Origin of the sequence: Gilliamella sp. CG13, from assembly GCF_046635805.1 — a bacterium.
Classification (GTDB): Bacteria; Pseudomonadota; Gammaproteobacteria; order Enterobacterales; family Orbaceae; genus Gilliamella; species Gilliamella apicola_I.
Map to the genome: position 1 here is coordinate 1 of NZ_JBIDFM010000008.1, position 14,423 is coordinate 14,423.

Here is a 14,423-nt window from a genome sequence, read left to right on the forward strand (position 1 = left end):
TTTGAGATGAGCTTATTAATCGCTTTTAATAAACCATTTAATGTGGTGTCTCAATTTTCAGCACATGAAAAGTATCCGACATTGAAAGATTTTATCTCATTACCCAAATGTTATCCTGCTGGACGATTAGATACTGACAGTGAAGGATTACTTTTATTAACAAACGATGGTAATATACTTGATTAAAGTAGGCATATTTTGAAAGGTGTAAGTTATCCCTATTTTTCAACTAAACACTATTGATGCTACCTTTCTTTATCATCTATCTAAATTCAACTTATTGTTTTAATATAATTTAACAATCATTTAACTCATTAATATTCTAATTTATCTTATAATTTTAGTCATTCAAAAAACAGTTTTTATAGAAACAATAGCACTACTGAAAATGGTTAAAACTAATCTGTTTAATAACATATTTCTCGATTAATAGCATTTTTCTATTTATTTATTGCTGTATGTATGAAACAATTTAGCCATATGAAATAGATTTTTTTGAGGTAGTCAGTGATTGATAATGATGGCTACCGTCCAAATGTAGGAATAGTTATTTGTAACCGTTATGGCCAAGTACTTTGGGCTCGTCGTTATGGGCAAAATTCTTGGCAATTTCCTCAGGGCGGAATAAAACAAAACGAAACGCCTGAACAGGCAATGTTTCGAGAATTGAATGAAGAAGTCGGATTATTACCTAAAGATGTAAAAATTTTATCTGTTACCAATGGTTGGCTCAGATATAAATTACCTAAACGTATGATTCGTTGGGAAAATCAACCTGTTTGTATTGGTCAAAAACAAAAATGGTTTTTATTAGAGTTAATTTCTGATAATTCAGTGATTAATCTCAATGTTTCTTCTACACCTGAATTTGATGATTGGAAATGGGTCAATTATTGGTATCCAATTCGACAAGTGATTTCTTTTAAACGTGATGTATATCGCAGAGCCATGAAAGAATTTTCATTACCCGTATTTGCCATACAAACTGAAGTGGATGTACAAGCAACAAACAGTTCAAACAAAAAAAAATCCAATTATTTTGTTCATAAACGTAAAAATAAACAGCGAACTAAAAGATGAATCAATATTTACAGTTTCCAAATTTCAATCCAATTGCCTTCTCAATTGGACCTATTTCTTTACACTGGTATGGAGCAATGTACCTTTTTGGGGTATTAGGTGCCCTTTTTTTAGCCAAGAGGCGAGCAAAAAAAACAAATAGCCAATGGACTGTTCCACAAGTTGAAAATTTACTGTTCTGGGGATTTTTAGGTCTTTTCGTGGGTGGGCGATTAGGTTATGTACTCTTTTATAATTTTAATGTTTTTATAAACGATCCCATATCATTATTTAAAGTTTGGGAAGGCGGGATGTCTTTTCATGGTGGATTGATTGGGGCTATTTGTGTTATTGCAATTTTTGCTAAAATAAACCACAAAACATTTATGCAAGTTGCCGATTTTGTCGCACCTTTAGTGCCAATAGGTTTAATGTTTGGGCGATTTGGTAATTTTATCAATGGCGAACTATGGGGGCGTGTGACTCATTCTTCAGTTGGGATGCTGTTCCCTACATCATCACATGCAGATTTCATGTTTGTACAATCACATCCTGAATGGAAAGAACTGTATACTCAATTGCATGGCATACTTCCAAGACATCCTTCCCAATTATATGAAATGGCTTTTGAAGGTATTGTCTTATTTATTATTTTAAATCTGTTTATTAGAAAGCCAAGGCCAACAGGATCTGTATCTGGATTATTTTTACTATGCTACGGTTTATTTAGGTTTGTTATTGAATTTTATCGACAACCTGATGAACAATTAGGCTTATTTTTCAACATCATTAGTATGGGGCAAATTTTATGTCTACCTATGATACTAGGTGGTGCTTTAATTATGTTATATGCATATCGATTTAATCAAAAAGCGAGAAATTCATGAAACAATATTTAGACCTGATGAAAACAATCTTAAATGAGGGTACGCCTAAATCAGATCGCACAGGAACGGGTACGTTATCAATTTTTGGTTATCAAATGAGGTTTGATTTGCAAAAAGGGTTTCCACTAGTAACTACAAAAAAATGCCATTTACGTTCAATTATTCATGAATTACTTTGGTTTTTAAAGGGTGATACCAATATCAAGTATTTACAAGATAATAAAGTGACTATTTGGGATGAATGGGCGGATAAGAATGGCAATTTAGGCCCTGTTTATGGAAAACAGTGGCGAGCATGGGGAACAGCTGACGGTAGGCAAGTTGATCAAATATCGCAATTAATTCAACAAATCAAAACAGATCCCGATTCAAGACGTATGATTGTTTCTGCATGGAATGTTGGAGAGTTAGATCAAATGGCATTAGCACCATGTCATGCTTTTTTCCAATTTTATGTTGCAAATGGAAAACTATCATGCCAACTTTATCAGCGTTCATGTGATGTATTTTTAGGCTTACCATTTAATATAGCAAGCTATTCATTATTAGTGCATATGATTGCTCAACAATGTGATCTAGAAGTGGGTGATTTTGTTTGGACAGGTGGCGATACCCATTTATATTCAAATCATATGGAACAAACGCATTTACAGCTGAGTCGAGAACCACGAGCTTTACCAAAACTTAAAATTAGACGTAAACCACCCACAATTTTTGATTACGAATTTGAAGATTTTGAAATTGTTGATTATGACCCTTATCCCGCTATTAAAGCACCTGTGGCTGTTTAATCGGAATAAATTACTTCAACTGATTTTTATTTTACAAATTAAGTTGTCTAATATATTGGGATTAATCTGATTAATCCCTAATTTTAATTTTTAATCCTCATGTTAACAATTAGCATTATGAGAAATGAATGTCATTGTTAAGTTAGTAATTTGATTTTTCTGCCACCAAAACCAAGATATAGTATATAATAGTCCACTTTGTTATTGATAATAACTTAATCTTTATATGACTCAAAATCAGGAAATTCGCCCAATCTTTACTAAACGTTTATTACACCCGCGTTATTGGTTAACATGGTTTGGGATTGGTCTTTTATATCTTATCGTGTTATTGCCATATCCAATTATTTATCAATTAGGTAAAGGGTTGGGATTGCTATCAATGAAAATAATTGGCAAACGTAAAGAAACAGCAAGACAAAATCTAATGCTCTGTTTCCCTGAAAAATCACAGCAAGAACGTGATCAGATGTTGCGTGAAAATTTTATATCAACTGGTTTAGCGATTTTTGAAACAGGTATGGCTTGGTTTTGGTCAAATAAACGATTAGCTAAACAATCTTCTATTGTTGGCGATTCGCATATTACTCAAATACAGCAGGCTGGAAAGGGGGTATTACTAATCGGTATCCATTTTCTCACATTAGAATTAGGTGCTCGTATTTTAGGTATGCATCATCCTGGAGTTGGTGTTTATCGTCCAAATGATAATCCTGTTATGGATTACGTGCAGTTAAAAGGTAGGTTAAAGTCTAATAAATATATGTTAGAACGATATAACACCAAAGGAATGATTCGTGCATTAAAAAATGGTGAATTATTATGGTATGCACCAGACCATGATTATGGGCCTAAAAACAGCGTGTTTGCGCCTTTCTTTTCTGTCGAAAAGGCAGCAACTACAATAGGTACGCGTATTTTGGTTAAACTTGGTCAACCTGCAATTATCCCTTTTACCCCCAAACGTGAAAAAAATGGGCATTATACTGTTTATGTTACATCCCAGCTTATTGATTTTCCGATGGACGATGATGTGCAAGCAGCAACGTTTATGAACAAAGCGATTGAGCAAGAAATTTTAAAAGCGCCAGAGCAATATATGTGGTTACATCGAAGATTCAAAACTCGTCCAAAAGGTGAAGCACCATTATATACAGACAGTGTTCAATCCGACTAATACAGCTATTTTTTTGGAATTTTTGAAAAAAGAGTTAAAGATACAATATGCAAAAATTAAATAAGATTATTCTCTATTGCCGTATTGGTTTTGAAAAAGAGTGTGCCGCTGAAATCACAGATAAAGCGGCTCAAAAAGAGATCTTTGGATTTGCTAAAGTTAACGATAATAGTGGCTATGTTGTTTTTGAATGCTATCAAAATGGCGATGCTCAACGCTTAATTCAAGCGTTACCTTTTAGAACACTTATATTTGCACGCCAAATGTTTGTTACAGGCGATCGATTAGTTGATTTGCCAACAGATGATCGTATTACGCCTATTGTTGAAGCGTTAACGGGATGTATTGATAAAGCCGGCGATTTGCGAGTTGAAGTGGCAGATACTAATGAAGGAAAAGCGTTGGCGGGGTTTTGTCGCAAATTTACTGTTCCGCTTCGGCAAGCGTTAAGAAATCATCGGATTTTATTAAAAGTCCAAAATCCAACCCGCCCTGTTATTCATGTGTTATTTCTAAATAATAATAGTTGTTATGTTGGTTATTCACTGAGTGAAAATAATTCACCGTTCTATATGGGGATACCTCGGTTAAAATTTCCAGTTGATGCCCCAAGCCGTTCCACATTAAAACTTGAAGAAGCGTTTCATATCTTTATTCCCTATGAAGAATGGGAAGAAAGGCTAAAAGGTGGATTAAATGCTGTTGATTTAGGCGCTTGTCCGGGGGGATGGACATACCAGCTTGTCAAACGAAGTATGATGGTTTATGCCGTTGATAATGGTTCAATGAATCCGAAATTAATGGAAACAGGGCAAGTTAAACATTTTCGAGAAGATGGCTTTAAATTTATGCCTAAAAAGCATAATATTTATTGGTTAGTTTGTGATATGGTTGAAAAACCGACTAAAGTGACAGAATTAATAACTAAATGGCTTATCAATGGTTGGTGTCGAGAAACAATTTTTAATCTGAAATTACCCATGAAAAAGCGTTATGAAGAAGTAAAACAAAATTTACAATTGCTCAATAACATATTAAATGACAATCAAATTAATGTTCAAATTCAAGCAAAACAGCTTTATCATGATCGAGAAGAAATTACCGTTCATGTACAACGAATTTGGGGATAAAAATAATTAATTCTTTAATTGACTGTAGTTAGTTAAACTAAGCTAATTTTTTAGGTAAAAGAATATACTTTATTAGTCATCAAAATAGTTTATATATTGTTGTCTGTATAGCTTTATATATGTAACGAAAAAGCTTAATATTGATTGATATATGTTCTGATTTAAATCAATGAGTAGTGTAATTAGCGGTCAAATCGCGGTAAATAGATAATAAAGCGAAAATAGTTGTGTTCTTCTATATTCCAAGTAAAAATGCGATAAATTAGCACGATCAAATTTACTAAAAAGTCATTATAAATTGAAAATAAATAGATTATTTTTGAAGTTAAATTAAACACATTATCATAACCAAACTAAGTAACAATGAATTAACAACGAATTTAGTGACAACAAATTACACGAGAATAGGTATGAATATAAAACGCTCATTTTACACAATGTTAATATCAGTATTATTAGCATTTTTAGTTGGATGTTCAGGAAGCTTTTCAAAAAACGGTTCTGGCTTTGATGAAAGCAAAGATTCGAGTTATTATCTTTCACAAGTCGAAGCAAGTTCTGGAGAAGCTAAAACAAATTGGCAATTGTTAGCTATTCGGGCATTAATTAAAGAAAACAAGCTTTCACAAGCTAACACACTACTTTCTAAGTTGTCGACAGATCTCAATCCGGAACAAAAAATAGATAAAATTTTATCTCAAGGTGAAATCGCAGTTAGAACAGGAAAACGATTTAAACTTGATACCTTATCTATTGAAGAGCTTAATAATTCACAGTTATATCGATATTACTCCATCAAATTAGCTTTAGACAAAAAAAATATTAATGCTCAAGCACATGACTATATTGAATTAGAAAAATGGTCATCGAAAGATCAGCGTCAACAAGTATTGAGTAGTACATGGAATTTTTTCAGTAAGTTAAGAAGCGATCAAATGGATAAAATTGCTGTAGGTACTAATGAAACCACATTACAAGGCTGGATTGAATTAAGTATCGCTTATCAAACAACTACACTAGTTGGTGCTTCTGACAATGAAAATTTAAAACAGGCTTTTCATGATTGGGCGACACGATATCCTAATCATCCTGGTAATGGTGTTATTTCAATGTTAACGGGAGAACAAACACTTAGTGTTGATAATGAAGGCAAAAAAGTGGCATTGTTATTACCGTTAAGTGGAACTTCACATATTTTTGGTGAAACAATTCGTCAAGGTTATTTTGATGCCATGAAGTTTTATCCACAAGAACCACAACAAAATATTGTGACGTTTGATACAGCAAGTGCCTCATTAGATAAATTAATTCAACAAGCTAAAGATAAAGATGTAGAATTAATTGTAGGACCTTTATTAAAAGGTGATGTTAACTATATCAAGCAATTGGCGCCGGGTATTCCTGTATTAGCATTGAATAAAGTTGAGAATAAATCAGATACCCGCAACAAGATGTGTTATTTTGCATTATCGCCTGAAGATGAAGCAAAAGATGCAGCTAATCATATATTTGCACAAAATAAACTAAAACCATTGTTATTAGTCCCACAAAATGAACTTGGTAAACGCGTAGCACAAAATTTTGCAAAACAGTGGTCTCAACTTTCAGTTAACAGTTCACCAGCTTATGTCCAGTATTTTGGAAATGCTAAAACATTAAGTGATAGTATGAATAAAAATGTTGGTATCGAACTTGTTGGTGAGCCTATTGTTCTTACTGATATGCCATCTGAATCAATGAGTTTAGTTGATAATTTTACTGATTTTGATGCTATTTATATTTATTCCTCATACGATGAATTAACGTTGATCAAACCGATGTTGGATATGGGAGCTGATAAACCGATTGGTCACTCGTCATCTGCGAGTGTTGCGCTGTATTCAAGTTCTAAAAGTCATGTCGCAAATGCATCTAATGACTTCTACTATGATTTAAATCAAACGCAATATGCTGAAATTCCGCTCATTTCTAATCAACTTGATACCTCGATCGAGTTGCCGGACAGTATTAAGAAGGATTATTCCTTAATGCGTGTTTATGCAATGGGAATAGATGCTTGGCGTTTAGCAAATCGTTTTAATCAATTAAGTTCAAATCAAACTAATTTTTTAGATGGAATGACAGGTAAATTATCAACGTCAGAACAATGCGAAATAACGCGCGCATTATCATGGCAACAATATTCTAATAGCTCAACTAAATCAGAACCGATTAGTGAATAGAAAAAAAATTGGCGAGCATTTTGAAAATATTGCTTGCCAGTATCTGCTTGGGCAAGGTTTAACGCTTATAGCTAAAAATAGTCAATTTCGCTTTGGGGAACTTGATTTGGTTATGCGTGACAAACAATGCCTTGTTTTTATAGAAGTGCGCTATCGAAAAAATGCCCATTTTGGTCATGCAGAAATGACAATAACGCCTAATAAACAAAATAAAATTAAACAGGCAGCGCAACTTTGGATGATTGCGCAAAATTTGAATATTGAAGAAACTGAGTTTCGATTTGATGTTTTTGCTATTACTGGTAAAAGCCAACAATGGATTATTAATGCGTTTTAATTTTTAGGTGAAAACGTGCAAGACTTAATTAAAAATTATTTTACAGAAAGTATTCAAACACAAATTGTGATGGCTGAATCCTTAGGTTCGGCAATTGAAAAAGCCGCTAACATCATCGTTGAAGGATTACTTAATGGTAATAAAATTATGAGTTGTGGTAATGGCTCTTCGGCTGCGAATGTCCAAAGTTTTACTTCTCGATTAATTACCAGTATTGATATTGAAAGACCTAGTATTCCCGCTATCGCTTTAGTGTCTGATAATGTTTTATTAAGTGCGATTAAAAATCATGAAGAGATTTATGCACGTCAAATACAAGCATTGGGGCAACAAGGTGATATATTAATCGTGGCAACTTGCCAAGGGAACAGTAAAGCAATTATCCGAGCTGTACAAGAAGCGGTCATTAAAGATATGAAAATTGTTGCTCTAACGGCTTTTGATGGTGGAGAGGTAATAGGTTTATTAGGTCAAAATGATATTGAAATTAGAATTCCGACCTACAAAAAAGTGATGGCTTATGAGATGCATGCTATGATTTTAAACTGTTTATGCCAATTAATTGAAAATACTTTGTTTAATCATACTTAATAATGAAAATAAAAACAGTTTAGTTCTGCAATAATAGCGAATAATATGCTATAATTATAAGCTGTTTTAATGATTTATATTAATAAGAGAACTTGGTGTTATGACCGAACTAGCCAAAGAAATAACTCCCGTTAACATTGAAGATGAACTAAAATCCTCTTACCTTGATTATGCTATGTCTGTAATCGTCGGGCGTGCACTGCCTGATGTTCGTGACGGCTTAAAGCCTGTTCACCGACGTGTTTTATTTGCCATGCATGAAGCGGGGTATGATTGGAATAAACCTTATCGAAAATCAGCTCGTGTAGTTGGGGATGTAATCGGTAAATACCATCCGCATGGTGACTCAGCTGTTTATGACACAATTGTACGTATGGCACAGCCATTTTCACTGCGTTATATGCTGGTTGATGGTCAAGGTAACTTCGGATCGGTTGATGGTGATTCGGCAGCAGCAATGCGTTATACCGAAATTCGTATGCAAAAGTTTGCAGGTGCATTACTGACAGATCTTGATAAAGAAACCGTCGATTTTTCACCAAACTATGACGGATCAGAAATGATTCCTGATGTGTTACCAACACGTATTCCTAACTTATTAATTAATGGATCATCAGGAATTGCAGTAGGTATGGCGACCAATATCCCACCGCATAACCTTACAGAAGTTATTAATGGGTGCCTTGCTTATATTGAAGATGAAAATATTTCAATTGAAGGGTTAATGGAACATATTCAGGGGCCTGATTTTCCAACCGCAGCATTAATAAACGGTCGAAAAGGCATAGAAAATGCTTATCGTACTGGCCGTGGAATTATCTATATTCGTTCTAAAGCAACCATTGAAGTTGATGATCACAGTGGTCGTGAAACGATTATTGTTAATGAAATACCCTATCAAGTTAACAAGAAAAAACTCATCGAAAAAATTGCTGAATTAGTCAAAGATAAGAAAGTTGAAGGCATTTCTGCTTTGCGTGATGAATCGGATAAAGATGGCATGCGCATAGTCATCGAAATTAAACGAGATGCGGTGGGTGAAGTTGTACTGAATAATCTTTTCTCATTAACCCAATTACAAGTCTCGTTTGGTATCAATATGGTGGCTTTACATAAAGGTCAACCAAAACTGTTAAATTTACGTGAAATGATTGAAGCTTTTGTGCTACATCGTCGTGAAGTTGTAACACGCCGTACTATTTACGAATTGCGTAAAGCCCGTGAACGTGCTCATGTATTAGAAGGTTTAGCGATTGCACTTGCCAATATTGACCCTGTGATTGAGTTAATTCGAGCAGCTGCAACACCAGCTGAAGCAAAAAGTAAACTTTTATCTCAAGCTTGGCAACTTGGAAATGTCGCAGCAATGCTTGAAAAAGCAGGCGATGATGCTGCTCGTCCAGAAGATTTGGCTCCAGAATTCGGTATCCGTGATGGTCACTATTATCTTTCTGAGGCGCAAGCTCAAGCAATTTTAGATCTTCGTTTGCATCGTTTAACCGGACTTGAACATGAAAAAATTCTTGATGAATATAAAGAGTTATTAGTTCAAATCGGTGAACTATTATATATTCTGGCAAGTCCTGAAAGATTAATGGAGGTGATACGTGAAGAGCTTGAAGCGATACGCGATCAGTTCCAAGATGCAAGACGAACGGAAATTACGGCAAGTAGTGCAGATATCAATATTGAAGATCTGATTGCACAAGAAGATGTTGTTGTTACCCTTTCTCATCAAGGGTATGTGAAATATCAACCGCTTTCAGATTATGAAGCTCAACGTCGTGGTGGTAAAGGTAAATCAGCAACCAAAATCAAAGAAGAAGATTTTGTTGAAAAATTATTAGTTGCTAATACCCATGATACTATTTTGTGCTTCTCAAGCCGTGGTCGCTTATATTGGATGAAAGTTTATCAATTACCTGAGGCAAGTCGAGGATCTCGTGGTCGTCCAATTATTAATTTATTACCACTTGAAGAAAATGAACGTATCACCGCAATTTTACCCGTTCGGGAATTTGACGATGAACATTGCGTATTTATGGCGACTGCTCAAGGAACGGTGAAGAAAACTTCTCTTATTGAATTTAGTCGCCCACGTAGTGGTGGAATTATTGCAATCAACTTACGTGATGATGATGAGTTAATCGGTGTCGATTTAACGAGTAATGAATCACCAGCCATTGATGATGAAGAACTGAATGATGATGTAGTGAATGAAGACATTGAGTCAGATGATGATGAAATCACTCAAGTTTCAGATACGGAAGACATCATGCTGTTCTCTGCTAATGGTAAAGTTGTTCGCTTCCCTGCTAATAAAGTTCGAGCAATGGGGCGTACCGCTGCAGGTGTGCGTGGCATTAAACTTGAAAGTGATGATAAAGTAGTGTCACTTATCGTCCCTCGAGGCAATGGTGCGATTTTAACCGCAACGCAAAATGGTTATGGTAAGCGTACTCAACAAGAGCTTTATCCAACAAAATCTCGGGCAACAAAAGGGGTGATTTCGATTAAAGTCAGTGAACGAAATGGCGCTGTGGTTGGTGCTGTACAAGTGGATGAAACTGATCAAATCATGCTAATTACTGATGCCGGAACGTTAGTACGCACACGCGTTTCAGAAGTAAGTATTGTCGGTCGAAATACACAAGGTGTAAGATTGATTCGCACAGCCGATAACGAAAAAGTTGTGGGTCTGCAACGAATCGCTGAAACCGAAGATGATGATGTGGAATCAGTATCATCGCAGCAGAGAGACGAGCTGGATAATTCAGCTCAGGAGTCCGAAGAATAATTTTTAATTATTAAGAAGGATTAGTTATATAGCTAGTCCTTTTTTATTTTAGAAAACCTCAAAAAGGAATAGTATTAGATGTCATTTTTAATGAAAAAAATATTATCAAATCTTGCATGGCAAATCTTAATAGCATTAATTCTAGGCGTGGCTGTAGGTGCTTATCTGTTCGAACTTTCTGATTCAAACCATCCTTTGCATTCGGATTACCAATTTTTAATCGTTAATGTCTTTCAACCAGCTGGGGAAATTTTCATTCGCTTAATTAAAATGATCGTATTGCCGATTATACTAAGCACATTAACCTTAGGTATTGCAGGCATTGGCGGTTCAAAGCGATTAGGTATTTTAGGCTTTAAAACAATTCTCTATTTTGAAATTATCACAACTATTGCTATTTTGTTGGGGCTTCTTTGGGGGAATCTATTTACACCTGGGGCTGGTATTGATTCTTCAACTTTAGCAACTACTGATGTCAGTAATTTTGCTAAAGCAGCTCAAGAACAAAGCGAAAAACCACATGGCTTAATCGTCATGATTTTAGAGATGATTCCTGTTAATATCTTTAAAGCAATGAGTGATGGTGCTGTTTTACCTGTGATCTTCTTCTGCGTATTTTTTGGTTTAGGACTTATGTCTTTACCTGATAAGCAACGAGAACCTTTCGTATTTTTCTTAAAAGTTGTTTCTGATACCATGTTCAAAGTGACCAATATGATTATGCGTTATGCGCCGATAGGTGTCTTTGCACTTATTACTGTCACGGTGGCAAAATATGGTTTTGAATCTTTATTACCATTATTCAAACTTATTGTTACGGTTTATTCGGCAATGATTATATTTACAATTGTCGTTTTAGGACTTGTTTGTAAATTGTGCCGATTCAGTATTTTTAAACTTTTACGAATATTAAAAGAAGAGTTAGTTATTGCCTTTTCAACAGCGAGTTCAGAGACTGCATTACCTAAAATTATTGAAAAGATGGAAGCCTATGGTGCGCCAAAATCCATAACCAGCTTTGTTATTCCAACAGGTTATTCATTTAATCTTGATGGTTCAACATTATATCAAAGTATCACTGTTATCTTTTTAGCTCAGCTTTTCGGTATGGAATTGTCGATTCTCGATCAAATTATTGTTGTTATTACACTAATGGTTGCATCGAAAGGGATTGCTGGTGTACCGGGAGCTTCAATTTTGGTGCTTTCTGCGACATTAGGTAGTGTTGGAATACCGCTTGACGGCATTGGTTATATTATGGGGGTTGAGCGTATATTAGATATGGGGCGCACCGTGGTTAATGTGGTTGGTAATGCCTTAGCGGCTATTGTTATTGCTCGCTGGGAACATGTATTTGATGATAAAAAAGCCCAAGCATATGAACAGCAATATTTAAAATAAAAAATAGTTTTATAACTTTCCAAAAAGCTTCAGGATAAAAACTGGAGCTTTTTTTATAATTGAATTTAAGTGGTAAATGCTTATCTTCATTAATATTCTGTTTATGTGATAGTTTGTAACAATCAATATTTTTTAATTATCCATGTAGATAATAGAAGAATACATATGGACTATTAATAGAAGTTTAATTTGATAATGATAGGTAATCGATAAACATAAAAAAACCCAGCTTTTGCTGGGTTTTTGGTATTTATCTAAAATTATTTGATTTTAGCTTCTTTATAGATAACATGCTGACGAACAACAGGATCGTATTTTTTGATCTCCATTTTTTCAGGCATGGTTCTTTTGTTTTTGCTAGTGGTATAAAAATGACCTGTACCAGCAGAAGAAACTAATCTAATTTTTTCGCGTACACCTTTTGCCATGATAGGGTTTCCTTATTAGTACTTTTCACCACGGGCACGAAGTTCAGCTAAAACTGCATCAATACCCTTTTTATCGATAGTACGCATACCTTTAGCTGATACACGTAATTTTACAAAACGTTTTTCACTCTCAACCCAAAAACGGTGAGTTTGAAGATTTGGTAGAAAACGACGTTTAGTAGCATTCATCGCATGAGAACGATTATTCCCTACTAAAGGTTTTTTTCCTGTTACTTGGCATACTCGTGACATGTCAATAATTCTCCAAAATTTCTATGCTTAAGCCTTGGGCGTAATATGTTAATGGAATTAACCTCGTCAGGCTTTTAGTTTGCTGCAGCTCTATTTGAGAAGCAGTTTCACCTCTCACACTACACCCACAATAATGAGGTAGCGAAGTATACGCTTTTATCGGCAAATTCTCAAGTATTATCTTGTTTAAGAAAAAAATAAGTTTAAATTTAACTGAGTTAAATAAAATACAAATATTGTGTTAATGGAAAATTCTCCTATACTGTCTTTTGTATAACTAAGTAAAGAGAGTTTGATCACATGAATCTTAAACAACTAAAATATTTCCAAGTGCTTGCTAAAACTCAACATTACACATTAACATCAGAATATTTTTCAATCAGTCAGCCAAGCCTTAGTCATTCTATATCAGAACTGGAAAAAGAGGTTGGGATTAAATTATTTCAAAAAAGAGGCCGAAATGTTGAACTAACAAAAGAAGGAAAACAATATCTTACTTATGTAGAACAAGCACTAACGGCATTATCAGAAGGCGAACAGTTTGTTAAAGAGTTAACCAGTGTTTCACATGGTCATATTGGACTTGCTTTTATCTATTCTATTAGTTCCAATTATATTCCAAAAATTATCAAGGCGTTTTTAGCTCAACCTGAGAATAAAGACATTACTTTCTCTTTTTATGAAGGAATGTCACAAAATATCATTGAAGGATTAAGAGACAAAAAATACGAGATAGCTATCTGTTCACGTTTACAAGATGAACCAGATGTTCATTTTCAAAAGTTAACTAAACAAGAATTAGTTTTTATTATCTCTAATGATCATCCTTTATCTAAGCGTAAAAAACTTGATTTAAAAGACTTAACTCACGAACCCCTTATTTTATTTACAGAACGAAGTGGGATGAAAAGTGTGATCGATGACATGTTAAATAAAACGGGCATCAAGCCGAACATAGCTTGTCATGTTGAAACAGAAAGCGCCATGATGGGATTAGTATCGATTAATTATGGTATCGGTATTATGCCGAGAGTACATATACCTGAAGAGTTCAATGTAACATTAGTACCAATGAGCAAAAATTATCAAAAAAGAGATATATTTATTGCGACAATGGAAAATAGACCGTTATTACCGGCAGCGCAGAAGTTTTATCATTTCTTAATTGAACACAGTGATGATGCGATTTTTGGTCGATAAATTTTATCAACTAGCATGAATTTATCATAGGGGATTTGGCATATCAGAATAATGATAAGGTTTGTGATGTGATAAACCTTATCAATGATCGATTTTCATTAAAAAATATAAAAAAGTTTATTATCGATGAATTTTCTAAACAATTTAACAT

Annotated in this window: 13 protein-coding genes and 1 pseudogene; 12 read left to right on the top strand and 2 right to left on the bottom strand. The window is 34.4% G+C overall.

Annotation, left to right across the window (positions count from 1 at the left end; all coding sequences use genetic code 11):
* Positions 1–6 precede the first annotated feature (6 nt).
* From ACGH6R_RS09835 to gltP, 11 genes and pseudogenes are all read left to right on the top strand, one after another.
* A pseudogene (locus tag ACGH6R_RS09835) lies at positions 7–177 on the top strand (pseudouridine synthase); the annotation flags it as partial.
* A gap of 330 nt (positions 178–507) precedes the next feature.
* The gene (gene rppH / locus ACGH6R_RS09840; RefSeq protein WP_065558435.1) at positions 508–1,080 is read left to right on the top strand and encodes an RNA pyrophosphohydrolase; all 573 of its coding nucleotides are present in this window, start codon (positions 508–510) and stop codon (positions 1,078–1,080) included.
* Positions 1,077–1,946 carry a prolipoprotein diacylglyceryl transferase gene (gene lgt / locus ACGH6R_RS09845; protein WP_411590618.1) on the top strand — a complete coding sequence of 290 codons (870 nt, stop codon included), beginning with the start codon at positions 1,077–1,079 and terminating at the stop codon, positions 1,944–1,946. Before rppH ends, lgt begins: the two co-directional genes overlap by 4 nt.
* Positions 1,943–2,737 (top strand): thymidylate synthase, encoded by a 795-nt coding sequence (gene thyA / locus ACGH6R_RS09850; protein WP_267360940.1) that lies wholly within the window; start codon positions 1,943–1,945, stop codon positions 2,735–2,737. The genes lgt and thyA overlap by 4 nt, the downstream gene beginning before the upstream one ends.
* 226 nt (positions 2,738–2,963) lie before the next feature.
* Positions 2,964–3,914: an LpxL/LpxP family Kdo(2)-lipid IV(A) lauroyl/palmitoleoyl acyltransferase gene (lpxL, locus tag ACGH6R_RS09855; RefSeq protein ID WP_267350157.1), complete on the top strand. Its 951-nt coding sequence runs from the start codon at positions 2,964–2,966 to the stop codon at positions 3,912–3,914.
* A 47-nt stretch (positions 3,915–3,961) separates the two neighbouring features.
* Positions 3,962–5,044, top strand: a complete 1,083-nt coding sequence (gene rlmM, locus ACGH6R_RS09860) for a 23S rRNA (cytidine(2498)-2'-O)-methyltransferase RlmM (RefSeq protein ID WP_411599645.1) — start codon at positions 3,962–3,964, stop codon at positions 5,042–5,044.
* Between the two features lie 410 nt (positions 5,045–5,454).
* Positions 5,455–7,266, top strand: coding sequence for a penicillin-binding protein activator (locus ACGH6R_RS09865; protein ID WP_411599647.1), 1,812 nt, complete (start codon positions 5,455–5,457; stop codon positions 7,264–7,266).
* Complete coding sequence (locus ACGH6R_RS09870; RefSeq protein WP_267360932.1) at positions 7,259–7,603, top strand: YraN family protein; 345 nt, start codon at positions 7,259–7,261, stop codon at positions 7,601–7,603. Before ACGH6R_RS09865 ends, ACGH6R_RS09870 begins: the two co-directional genes overlap by 8 nt.
* A gap of 15 nt (positions 7,604–7,618) precedes the next feature.
* Entirely contained in the window at positions 7,619–8,194 is a 576-nt protein-coding gene (locus ACGH6R_RS09875; RefSeq protein ID WP_267350150.1) for an SIS domain-containing protein, read from the top strand.
* Positions 8,195–8,294: 100 nt separating this feature from the next.
* Positions 8,295–10,991: a DNA topoisomerase (ATP-hydrolyzing) subunit A gene (gyrA, locus tag ACGH6R_RS09880; protein WP_411590623.1), complete on the top strand. Its 2,697-nt coding sequence runs from the start codon at positions 8,295–8,297 to the stop codon at positions 10,989–10,991.
* Between the two features lie 90 nt (positions 10,992–11,081).
* A complete protein-coding gene (gltP, locus tag ACGH6R_RS09885; protein ID WP_267360946.1) occupies positions 11,082–12,392 on the top strand; it encodes a glutamate/aspartate:proton symporter GltP in 1,311 nt (436 codons plus the stop codon).
* Positions 12,393–12,652: 260 nt separating this feature from the next.
* On the opposite strand, the gene rpmG is transcribed toward gltP, so the two are convergent.
* Positions 12,653–12,820 (bottom strand): 50S ribosomal protein L33, encoded by a 168-nt coding sequence (gene rpmG, locus ACGH6R_RS09890; RefSeq protein WP_025314526.1) that lies wholly within the window; start codon positions 12,818–12,820, stop codon positions 12,653–12,655.
* 15 nt (positions 12,821–12,835) lie between these two features.
* Positions 12,836–13,072 (bottom strand): 50S ribosomal protein L28, encoded by a 237-nt coding sequence (gene rpmB / locus ACGH6R_RS09895; RefSeq protein ID WP_220215954.1) that lies wholly within the window; start codon positions 13,070–13,072, stop codon positions 12,836–12,838.
* 300 nt (positions 13,073–13,372) lie between these two features.
* Here rpmB and ACGH6R_RS09900 point away from each other — a divergent pair, with 300 nt between their 5' ends.
* A complete protein-coding gene (locus ACGH6R_RS09900) occupies positions 13,373–14,272 on the top strand; it encodes a LysR family transcriptional regulator (RefSeq protein ID WP_411599649.1) in 900 nt (299 codons plus the stop codon).
* The last annotated feature ends 151 nt before the right edge of the window (positions 14,273–14,423 follow it).

Coding starts and splice junctions, on each gene's coding strand:
- lgt (WP_411590618.1), top strand. CDS start 1,077: ATGAATCAATATTTACAGTTTCCAAATTTCAATCCAATTGCCTTCTCA.
- thyA (WP_267360940.1), top strand. CDS start 1,943: ATGAAACAATATTTAGACCTGATGAAAACAATCTTAAATGAGGGTACG.
- lpxL (WP_267350157.1), top strand. CDS start 2,964: ATGACTCAAAATCAGGAAATTCGCCCAATCTTTACTAAACGTTTATTA.
- rlmM (WP_411599645.1), top strand. CDS start 3,962: ATGCAAAAATTAAATAAGATTATTCTCTATTGCCGTATTGGTTTTGAA.
- ACGH6R_RS09865 (WP_411599647.1), top strand. CDS start 5,455: ATGAATATAAAACGCTCATTTTACACAATGTTAATATCAGTATTATTA.
- gyrA (WP_411590623.1), top strand. CDS start 8,295: ATGACCGAACTAGCCAAAGAAATAACTCCCGTTAACATTGAAGATGAA.
- gltP (WP_267360946.1), top strand. CDS start 11,082: ATGAAAAAAATATTATCAAATCTTGCATGGCAAATCTTAATAGCATTA.
- rpmG (WP_025314526.1), bottom strand. CDS start 12,820: ATGGCAAAAGGTGTACGCGAAAAAATTAGATTAGTTTCTTCTGCTGGT.
- rpmB (WP_220215954.1), bottom strand. CDS start 13,072: ATGTCACGAGTATGCCAAGTAACAGGAAAAAAACCTTTAGTAGGGAAT.
- ACGH6R_RS09900 (WP_411599649.1), top strand. CDS start 13,373: ATGAATCTTAAACAACTAAAATATTTCCAAGTGCTTGCTAAAACTCAA.